This window comes from Pseudomonas sp. HT11 (assembly GCF_044875395.1).
GTDB lineage: Bacteria > Pseudomonadota > Gammaproteobacteria > Pseudomonadales > Pseudomonadaceae > Aquipseudomonas.
In genome coordinates this window covers 2,204,108-2,214,047 of sequence record NZ_CP173217.1, presented here as the reverse complement: position 1 = coordinate 2,214,047, position 9,940 = coordinate 2,204,108, and the positions used below count along the sequence as shown (strand labels likewise).

General features: G+C 59.7%; 13 protein-coding genes. All 13 read right to left on the bottom strand.

What is annotated here, in order from left to right:
* Positions 1-12: 12 nt before the first annotated feature.
* Positions 13-393 (bottom strand): phage tail assembly chaperone, encoded by a 381-nt coding sequence (locus ABWL43_RS10280; RefSeq protein WP_404487594.1) that lies wholly within the window; start codon positions 391-393, stop codon positions 13-15.
* 11 nt (positions 394-404) lie between these two features.
* Positions 405-1,052: a phage tail protein gene (locus tag ABWL43_RS10275; RefSeq protein ID WP_242201017.1), complete on the bottom strand. Its 648-nt coding sequence runs from the start codon at positions 1,050-1,052 to the stop codon at positions 405-407.
* Positions 1,053-1,444: 392 nt separating this feature from the next.
* On the bottom strand, positions 1,445-1,861 hold the full coding sequence (locus ABWL43_RS10270; RefSeq protein WP_404487593.1) for a phage tail terminator-like protein: 417 nt from the start codon (positions 1,859-1,861) through the stop codon (positions 1,445-1,447).
* Complete coding sequence (locus tag ABWL43_RS10265) at positions 1,858-2,514, bottom strand: hypothetical protein (RefSeq protein ID WP_404487592.1); 657 nt, start codon at positions 2,512-2,514, stop codon at positions 1,858-1,860. Before ABWL43_RS10265 ends, ABWL43_RS10270 begins: the two co-directional genes overlap by 4 nt.
* A gap of 1 nt (position 2,515) precedes the next feature.
* Positions 2,516-2,908 (bottom strand): hypothetical protein, encoded by a 393-nt coding sequence (locus ABWL43_RS10260; RefSeq protein WP_404487591.1) that lies wholly within the window; start codon positions 2,906-2,908, stop codon positions 2,516-2,518.
* Positions 2,909-2,910: 2 nt separating this feature from the next.
* Complete coding sequence (locus ABWL43_RS10255; RefSeq protein ID WP_404487590.1) at positions 2,911-3,288, bottom strand: hypothetical protein; 378 nt, start codon at positions 3,286-3,288, stop codon at positions 2,911-2,913.
* Positions 3,289-3,298: 10 nt separating this feature from the next.
* Complete coding sequence (locus ABWL43_RS10250) at positions 3,299-3,604, bottom strand: HeH/LEM domain-containing protein (protein WP_404487589.1); 306 nt, start codon at positions 3,602-3,604, stop codon at positions 3,299-3,301.
* A gap of 58 nt (positions 3,605-3,662) precedes the next feature.
* Positions 3,663-4,640, bottom strand: coding sequence for a major capsid protein (locus ABWL43_RS10245; RefSeq protein ID WP_057024398.1), 978 nt, complete (start codon positions 4,638-4,640; stop codon positions 3,663-3,665).
* Positions 4,641-4,643: 3 nt separating this feature from the next.
* A complete protein-coding gene (locus ABWL43_RS10240) occupies positions 4,644-5,381 on the bottom strand; it encodes a hypothetical protein (protein WP_047280233.1) in 738 nt (245 codons plus the stop codon).
* 84 nt (positions 5,382-5,465) lie between these two features.
* The gene (locus tag ABWL43_RS10235) at positions 5,466-5,951 is read right to left on the bottom strand and encodes a DnaT-like ssDNA-binding protein (RefSeq protein WP_404487588.1); all 486 of its coding nucleotides are present in this window, start codon (positions 5,949-5,951) and stop codon (positions 5,466-5,468) included.
* Positions 5,952-5,959: 8 nt separating this feature from the next.
* Complete coding sequence (locus ABWL43_RS10230) at positions 5,960-7,072, bottom strand: minor capsid protein (protein WP_404487587.1); 1,113 nt, start codon at positions 7,070-7,072, stop codon at positions 5,960-5,962.
* Entirely contained in the window at positions 6,990-8,450 is a 1,461-nt protein-coding gene (locus ABWL43_RS10225) for a DUF4055 domain-containing protein (RefSeq protein WP_404487586.1), read from the bottom strand. Before ABWL43_RS10225 ends, ABWL43_RS10230 begins: the two co-directional genes overlap by 83 nt.
* Complete coding sequence (locus tag ABWL43_RS10220; RefSeq protein ID WP_404487585.1) at positions 8,450-9,940, bottom strand: terminase; 1,491 nt, start codon at positions 9,938-9,940, stop codon at positions 8,450-8,452. The genes ABWL43_RS10225 and ABWL43_RS10220 overlap by 1 nt, the downstream gene beginning before the upstream one ends.

The window sequence follows — 9,940 nt, the reverse complement described above, 5'->3', positions numbered from 1 at the left end:
CGCGTGCAGCGCTTAGGAGTTTCCCAGGCGGGCCTCATTGAAAGCTTCGGCGTAGGCATTCAGCACGGCCTTGGGTGCCGAGTTGATCGAGTTGACGAGGATGCGTACGTTTTCAGGCGTGAACTTCTCCTCGATATCCCAGCCGACGACGACATCAAGCAACTGGTCGGCCTGCAGATCGATCTGAGCAGCCGTGAATGCCTTGAGGTCCATATCACCTACCTGCTTGCCCAGCTCGTCGTGCCGCTCGTTCCAGCCGGTGTACAGCTCAGCCAGTGCGGTACGGTCCAGGTACTTGAACTCAAACTCCACCTTCTCAGCGCTATAACCGGCGCGCTGGATCATCACCGGCGCCTTGAAGGTAGGCTTCTGGATCAATTTGAACTTGGCCATGAGCCCTTCCTTTACGACGCGTAGCGAATGAATTTGGCGACGACCGCAAACACTGCGGTCACGGTCATGATGTTGTTCTTGTTGAGGGACGGCACGTTGTCGAACGAGGCATAAGCGTTGTAGACAATGCAGCCGCCAGCGGCGAGATTTACCTTGACGGCCCGAGGCTTCTTGTCGTCATCCGCCTCAATCAGCACGTCGTTGTGCGGCAGATCGGGGTCGTCTGCCAGAGTCAGCGTGAACGAGATCGCCGACTTAGTCGTCGGGATCTGATGCTCGTCATCCTCTTCCAGAAAGGAGTAGGTTGCGTTCTGCTGATCACCACCGGACTTCGCGGATTCAGTCACCTGGCTGACGGGCACCCAGTCCGTAATCTTGCGCACAGACCCAGCGCCGCCGCCCACGACATAGCGCGCAACGTTGAGCGTGTTTGCCTTTTCAAGGACAAACGCGTCAGCGGTAGCGGTTTTCACACGCAGTACGCGATTGTTCAACCGCGCCCAACCAGAAGTTACCTCAACGAAATCGCCCGCCTTTAGGCCGTGAGCCGCCGCCGACACGGACGCTTCGAGAGCATTGGTGATCGCGGTGACGACGATTGGATTGCCGTAGCCGGATGCGACCACGACGGTAGAGCCATTCGGCAGAAAGACGGCCATGGGTGTTTCCTCTTTTCAGAAATGACAAAACCCGCACAGAGGCGGGTTTCGGGGTTTGCCCAACGGGCTAAATGTTGTTTGTTGCTAATCGACTTTCATATTGCTTCGGACCTCGTCCAAAGGGATACCGGATTTCGAACCTACGACCACACCGGTAAGGCCACAGCCTGGACAGCAGGCATGCTTATCCTCGTACCACTTTATAATTTCAGTGGGTACAAGCCAAAGACCGCATCCGACGCATAAGCACCGCTCGCTCAAGCCGATTTCTTCGCGATTCCTATAGCAGTGGTCCTCTACCCACTCACTTAGATATTGAAGCCGCTGCTTCCTGATTTCGTCCATCGCAGGTATTCCCAAACCAATTCATGAAGGGAGTCTACCGTTTAGGATCATGCGGTGTCGGCTCGGTACTCGAACGACACCGGCACCGTGTATGTAGGCGGGTCTGTGATGCCTGGGCCAGGATCAACTGGCGACATCGTCACGACGGTAAGGCCTGCCTTTGTGTCTCGCGAATAAAGCGGGAATAGCGTGGTCAACTCGGCCACAAGTGGGTTCGTCTTGGTCTTGCCGGTGCCGGCCGGTGCCACAATGCTGACCTGGTAGACGCCGATGAACGCCCGATGGTCGCCAGCGAGCGTGCTGCTCTCGGTGTCGCCTGGGAGCATGAACGCTCGCAGATAGGTCTCGCCGTCCGCCGGATCATATTGGACATTCTCGAACACCACCTTGATCGGCTCCGTCCGGGCCTTGCTCCAGGCAATCAACTTGGCCTCGTAAATGGAAGCAATGATGGCGTGGCTCATACCTGGTTGTTCCTTGTGGCTTCGTCGACGATCTGCTGGAAGCGGGCCAGAGTGATTCGGACCATGCCGCCGGGTGCTTGGGTCGAGTGACCGTACTCAAGCGGGATTGCGTAGGGCAAGTTGTTCACGATATAGGCAGTTTGGCCTGCTGTGAGCGACTCCACCTGCAGCTTAAGCTTGGCCAGAGTCACTCCGCCAGCCGGGTCGACCTGATCAATCGTGCCTTCTGCGGGTGTGCCGATGGAAAACTGCCAATTCCCACGGAACCTCCCGCCGACGTAATCCTTGCCCGTCACCAGGCCATTCACATTGAAGTTCTGGTCGCGCTCGGTCTTTGTCAGGGGTTTGGCGTACTTGATCCCGCGCCGCAGCTTGCCGGCCTTAGTGAAGTTCGATTCGTTGAGGTTGATGATCGTGTTGCGAACCGCGACCTTGAAGTCGTAGTCGTCGGCTGCGCGGGTGTTGGTCTGGCGGTGAGCAACGTTCGCAGCCCAGATTTCGGGATTGCCCACGGGCGACATGCGGATGACGCTGCTGCCGAGCTCGATAACGATCTCGCGGATAGTTGCGTCGATACCGGCCTGGGCACGCTCGGCGAAGTCGCGGATATTCTCGGCGAAACTGCCGTTCATGCTCGCGTATTTATTCGCCATGTCATTTCCTCAGTTGCGCCGTCCACGTTGCATCAGCAGGGTCCGCAGACACATTCATCACCCGCAGCCCGTTGACGATATCGCCGATGGCCGGCGCTGCCGGTACCGCCGTAGGCATACCGCCCTCTAACAGGAATAGCTCGTTTTGCAGCACCAGCAGCTTCTTGTCGGTGGTCTGGATGAGGGAGCCGTCGATTTCTTTGGACAGGTAGCTGCCAAGGACACCGCGCCCTGCGTACGTCACCGTAGTCTGCGGCGTTTCGCCACCCAAGTCGGGGTCATACTCGCCCGCGACCTTGCGCACGCCTGTGACGGGCTTGACAGCGTCGGCCAGCCCATCAGGGTCGTCGAACGACTCGGCTAATTCAGCCTGGATCTCTTCGCGCATGCCCACGGTCAGATCCTCTTCAACATCATCACGCCGGAGCGCTTGATCCACGGCTCCAGCAAGGCCAGGGCGAAGTTGACGCCCGCCGACTGATCGGTAGAGCCCGCCACGTAGGTCTTACTCACGGACGTACCGGACTGAGCCGAGACCGTCTTGCTCTGCACTTCCTTCTGCGTGGCCGTGTACAACTTGCCCGCAGCCGCCTCTTTGGCAACCTGGGCGCCGGCTGTTTTGATCTCGGCCGGAACCGGATCAGGAACAGCCCGCTTAATCTTGGCTGTGAGCCAGGCGTTTGCCATGGTCACAGCAAGGACCGGATCACCGGTGCCGGCCCAGTCAGGACCGAGCTGGGCGTCAACATCGGCAACGGTGATGAAGTCGGTCATATGCTTGTCCTTATTCCGCTGGCACCAGGGCCTGCAGGTCTTCTTTCTTGGCGGACGGGTCGAAAGCAATGCCCTTTTCGGTCAGCCACTCTTTCAGCTCTGGGACCTTCATTTTGAGAGGGTCGGTTTCAGGGGCTTCCTGTTCCTTGTCATCGGAAACCTTGATGCCGGCCACCTGGTAAGCATCGAAGATATCCGGTGCATCGCCATCAACGACCACCTCTGTCGCGGAGCCGATGACGCCGAAGAATTCGCTCAGCAGGCGGTAGCACACGCCGCGCTCTTTGCCCGGCTTGTCCGTGTAGATCACTTTCATGAGTCACCTCAAAAGCACCCCGGCGCCCATATAAAGACGCCAGGTTGTGGGGGCCGGATTACGGCGTGGTGGTACCGCTGATGACGGCGGCGAACGGAACCTGCTTGCGGCTGAACACGCGCTGCCAGTTCGCAGCAGCGGCGTATTGAGTGGCGGTCGGGCTGAGGTTCTGAGCCTCGGAACCCTTCCAGCTGAAACCCGCGGGCTGAAGGATGTAGGTCTTCCGCTCCCACAGCACCTCGGCACCACCGCCGTTACCGCCGCCTGGCTTACGCTCCAGCTCTACCGGCACCTTGGGAGTTCCTTCGCCGTAGCCGAAAGCACCTTGGCCGAAGAACACGGACAGGTACTTGCCAGCGCCATACACCAGGGCGTCGTCCATGAAGACTGGCTTGCCGAGGTAGGTGGCCAGGATGATCTTGCCGTCGGAGTCGCGCAGGTACTCGATGAGGTCCTGCTTAACCATCTGGTTCATCACCACCGAGTGCACGCCGATCGCGCCGAACTGGTCAGCGGCATCGCCGGCGGTGAACGCAGCATCCTGGAAGGCATTCGCACTGATGGTCGCGCCCGCGTCGATGACCATGTCACCGCCGTTGTTCGCGATGTTCGAGGCGATGATGCCGCGAGCCGCGCCCAGGGTGTAACGCTGCCACTGGCGGGTCCAGTAGGTGCCGAAACGGTTGCGGATCTGCTGCTGAGGCTCGCTGTTGGCCAGTTCAGCCGTCAGGTCAGCCACGCCGTAACCTTTGTTGAGGTACAGGACCCGAGCACGCATGCTGTCCTGGGTTACTTTGCCGACTTCGCCCTGGTCGTTCGGATCGTCGTTGCTGATGTTGGGTGCTTCATCAGCGTTGAGATCCTGCCAGTAGCTGATTTCGGCGGTGCCCTGGCTGCCGGAGGCGATCGCATCCAGCACAGGCGAGCGGGTCACAATGCCCGACTCGTACACAGCTGTCTTTTCCGGGCTGTTAACCGGCGCCAGCGAGGCGTAGTAGTCGCCGACGAAGATGTCGGTCAGTTGGGTAGTTGCCATGGATTAGGTTCCTTTGGTGGCCTGGATTTTCTTGAAGAGCTCGGGGTTGTCACGGGCGATCGCAGCGCGCTCAGTTTCCGTGTACTCACCCCACTTTTTCGTGGCCTTGCCACCGTTGTCGCCGGTCTGCCCGGCACCCTGAGCCCTTGGCCACAGGTGTGTTGCTGTTTCACGCAGCGACTCCGCCCATTCGAGCGGCGACAGCGGGGTTTTCCCGTCCTTCCCGTAAACGACCTCGCCGTCACGGTCGGTGGCAATCGCCTCGCCGTCTTCACTGAGTTTGAAAGTGCCCCGGGCGCGCAGGATGATGTCCTCGGCAGCCTCGGGGAGCGCGCCGGCCTTGATGGCCGCAGCGCGGATTGAATCAGCCAGCACCTTGTCGCTGTACTTGGCAGCGAACTGCTCGGCCTTGTCGGCACGGGCTTTCTCGGCGGCCAACTTAGTGTCGTAGTCGGTGCGCAGGCGCTCGGTACGGCGGGTGATGACCTCGTCCAGCTTGCCCTCGGCAATCAGCTTGGTCTCTTCATCCTGGCCAACCTTCGTCAGCAGCCCTTTCACGGCTGCGATGTCCAGGCCTTCAAACTGGGACTTGAAGCCGTCGAGTTCGGTTTTGGTGGTCCGGAGCGAGCCAAGCAGCTCAGTATTTTTGTTCTTAAGGCCCAGGGTCGCAGCCTCGACAGCTGCAGCAATGGCGGTCTGAACTGCCGGGTCTTCAAGATCAATCTGGTTTTCGTCTGCCACTTGGTGCACCCCTTGGGTTTGGTCGGCCCGCTTTGCAGGCAATAAAAAACCGCCCATTGGGCGGTTTGGTTTGAATTCTGTGTTTTATCGGACTATCGAGAGCCCGCGCATGACCAGGTAATCGGCGAATTGCGTCCTGCTCGGTGCGTATGGCGGCGGCCGCGTGCGCAGCCCTTGCGTATCTCGGTTGAGCCGCGTGCGCCGGCCATTGGGCTCAGTGCAATGCGTTGGCTCCTCGATCTGGAAGCCATGTTCGGCAGCGTATAGCTCGACGGCCAGCCGTACCTGGCCCCATTCCAGCTCAAAGGGCACGAATGTCTCGGAAAGCGTTTGGTATTCGATCTTGCAGTCACGCCGAGGCCAGGCCATTGCCTGTTCAGGCCTGGCCTTGCGCCCTTTCCACTGGCGACCATTGATGTCGGCCGCAGCGCGCAACAGCAGCTCGACCTGGTCAGCCTCTGCTTCAGGGATCTGGAACCCGTAATAGTCGCGGTAGAAGGTCAGCTTCTCCAGCGGCACGAAGCTATTCGCGCCTGGCCTGCCCTTCCCGTCCTCAATGATGATCTGCATGTGCTATCTCAACCTGGTTGAGCGCCGAGTGTAACGCCTGCTCGTGTGAACATGTCAGGCTCTGCTTCCTTCAGCTGCGCCAGCGTCAGCGGCTTGAACGACTTGTCGAGCTGCAGCTTCGCGAACTTCTCCGGCGTCAGCCCGCCATCGCGGAACAACTTGCCCCGGACCGGCCCGAGGGCGTGATCCTGGAAGCTCGCCGATTGCGTTGCCAGCCATTCGTAATAGTTCAGGCCGGCGTCGACCTGAGCCCCACCGTTATCGCCCACCGAGGCGCGCGTGGAGTCCTTGGCGAACATCTCCGAAAGCATGGTGGTCGGAACCGTGGTTGAGCGGCAGTTGATGTGCGCCGGTGGCAGCGGACCTTTGCCCAGGTCGAAACGCATCCCATCCAGGCCCTTGCATTGCTGCGAGGTCTTTCGGTCGAGCGTCGACACCCAGCGATAGCCCAGCACCACGTCGCTGTTGGCCTTCAGCGTCTCCATTCGCGCCGTGGTGGCCACATGCTGGATTGCCGTCTGCACCACGGCAGCAGCATTGCGGTTGCTCACCGCCAAGACGCCATCCGTGAAGTTCTGCGCCGCGGTACCGCGAATCGCCTGGATGATCTGGGCATTGGTCTGGCCCTGGCCGAAGCCGAGCCGGATAGTGTTCGTGACGCGCATCGTCTCGGTCCGCGTCCAGCCGCTGACGAAGCTCTTCAGCAGCTTGCCGCCATCGATGCCCTTTACCTGAATCGGATAAGAGAACACCGCCGCACGGATCAGCGTGTTGGTCGGCACCACCGCGTCGATGGAGAGTGCATTGCTCAGGCTTTTAGCCTCGAAGGTTGACTCGTACAGCGCGATATCGACCAGATCGGCCTGCACCAGGTCGCCGTAGGCCTTGTAGATCTCCAACAGTTTGCCGTCCACCCGGGCCAGGAACTGCTCAAGGCGATCCCGGCTGTAGGTGGTCAGCTCCTTGCGGGTGAGTTGCTCCCGCACCAACGTGTCAATCTGGCGCAGGTATTTCTCGAACTTCTTGACCTCGCCGGCCTTAAGCCGCTCCAGCATTACCGAGTGGCGGGTCGTCTGCTCCAGCAGTTGGCTGTCCGCTTGTGCCTGGTTTGTCGATGGCATCGTTTTTGTCCAAGTTGATGCCGGCCGACTCGCGCTCATCGCTGATCAGGTCGGCTTCGTCTTCGTATGGGTGGTCCGGCAGTTTGCCGGTGGTGAGGTATTGCCAGTAGGTGTCGGCGCTGATCGTCCCGGCCATCACGCCCTTGAGCAGCTCGGCGAGTACCTGGGCGTCGACCACAGGGGTAACGAACTCAGGATTCACCTTGAACTTAACCTGCTTGGGGTCGTAACCCTTCCACTCGGCAGCGTATCGGAGACCTTGCTCCACTGCCTCGGCCACCGTGATGACGATGCTGTGAAGCGTTGCGTGCTGATCGTTCTGACGCGTCTTCCTCGCCTCACCCGACTCAGTGCCGGCCACGTCCATGACCTTGGCGCCTGCCTCAAGCGCGGCGTTCTTCTGGTCATCCATGGCTTTGCGGTTGGCTTCAATACCGGTGCCCTTGAACTCCAGGTATTCAGCCTTTCCGTTCGGCCCAAGATCCCAGGCAGCGGATGGACCAGTTACGCTTAGCTCCACCGCCTCATCCAGACCCGACACCCACGGCTGCGGATGACTGGTCTGATGCAGAGAGCTGAAATAGTCAGCGCTGATTTGATAGGACTTCAACGCGGCCCGCGCCATGGTCAGTAGCGGCACCTCGTCAACGTCCGGCGAGTTGTCGGTCGAGCCGCAGTAGATCACCGGCAAGTACGGCAGGCCTTTAACCAGACGGTTGTCGTTGCCGGTAGTGCCAAGCGGCCGTTCATCCTCGACCAACTCACCGCCCTCATTGCGCACGGCCGTGTAGCAGACCTCGTTGAGCATGAAGAACTCACGGAAAACGGTATCGCAGTCATGGCTGTAGCGATCGACGCCCTTCTTGCGGAACTCGCGGAACACCGATAGGACCAGGTCCTGCCGGCCACCTTGATCAGCAGTGTCCCAGTTGATTGCGTTGCGTGTGGCGTACGTTGAGAAGTACGGCTCGCTGCTCTCGTCGATGTTCACCACCAGCGGCACTCGGCCGTGAGAGATCGCCTGGCGCACCATGCGAAAGAACAACTGCTTCAGGCCGAAGCCGTCGGCCGTGGCGTTGTCCTCCAGCCCTTTCAGGCCAGTTGGCAACTCGATCTCCGGAATCAACCGGGAGACCAGGCCCATCATCGACCGCAGCGAATCGCGCACCCAGTGCTCGTACTGAGCCCGGTTCGTGTAGTTCTGGTAGAGGTACTTGTTACCCGCGCCATCCAGCTTTTCAGCCTCAACCATACCGCTCGGCTTTGGCAGATTGCGCTCGTTGCGCTTTACGGAGCACTCACCCTCGAGCGCGTCGTCCATCATCTCCCACTCAGCGATGTGCGCGTCGTAGTCGGGGTTTGTCGATTGCACTGGCATCAGGCCAAGCCTCCAATTCGGCGTGTTCCGCCTGTGCGTTTGCGCCGGCCCATCGAGACGGCGAAGTAGCGGAAGGCGTCCGCGCCGTGCGATGACCAGTCGTGAAGTGGTTTGTCTTTCCAGCAGCCCCGCTTGTCGTCCCACTCCTTTCGGTAGTTCTCCAGGCAGGAAATACCCAGTTCGCACTTGGACTCATCGAAGGCACAGGCAGGAAGGATCTCCCGAACCTGCTCAATGCCTTCATCGATGCCCAGCTTTGGAACAACGCTGAACTTGAGGCTGTATTTTTGCCCGTCGATCTCGTAGCCCTCCCGGGCCAGTTCGCGCCGAGTCTTGCCGTCGCTACCGAATTCGCGGTTGTCGATGTCGTGCGGGCCCCAATGATCGCCATACGTGTATTTGCGATCCTTGAGCACCTTCATGTAGTGCCGCAGGCCTTCGCCGCTGTTCTCGTAGAAGTCGATGATGTGATACTCCTCGCCAACGATCCGAACGAACCAGATGGCCGTGGAGTCGCCGACGCCGATATCCCATATCGTGTGCACCGGCAGATGACTGTTGTCCGGTAGCGGGCCGATCCTCTGTGCGCCATACAACTTGGTGAACTGCTTGGCGTAGTAGGCGCCCTCGATCGACTGCTGGAAGGCTTCCGCCGGCAGTGACGGGTATTCCCGCTTCATGTCATCGCCGAGAGTCTTCTCCTTGGCGGCGTACCAGGCTCGCTGGCCTGGGTTCGTGTCAATGCCGTGCTTCGCGAACAGGTCGTTGAAGTAGTCGGTCAGGCGCTGCGGGATGACAACGTCAGTCGGGTCAAGCCAGTAGGCCTTGTTATTCCACCAACTGAAGAAAAAGAACTTCCAGTCGAGCAGGCCCAGCGGGACACCAGAGAGTTGCTGGCGCTCTGCTGCCTGACTGTAATCGAAGAAATACCCCGCCCGGCCCTCTGCCGTCGACTCGATGGTGACGAAACAATCAGCGGCCACTGCCTCGAAAGCACCAGTGACAATCTCCCGCGCCTTGTGCGGGAACTTGGCGCAGATCTTCCCGAACTCGGAAACGTGCAGGTAGCGCAGCGTCCCGCCCCGGAACGAGGTAGAGACGTAAAGCGAGCCGCCCTTACTGAAAACCAATTCACCGGCAGCGTCGTTTCTCGCCGGGTTGGCAGCGCGCAGCTCCTTCGGCAAGTTGTCGTAGGCGTACTTGACCTTTTCACGAAACAGGCGCTTCGCGTCATTCAAGGTGTGAGCGATCAAGGCGCACTTGGCAGCCTCGAACAACGCTGCATCCAACTGGACGATGCACACCAGCGTCGTAAAGCCCAGCTGGCGAGCTTTCAGGATGATGTTCCGGGTATGCATCCCCTGGAAGTAATCGATCTGCTCCTGCGTCATGCGGAAGCGAACCTTCTTGCCCTGCTTGTCGGTAATGAAGTAGAGGTTATTCAGTCGCCAGAACCGATCCCGAAGCAGCTTCATGTGCTCGGGCTTCAT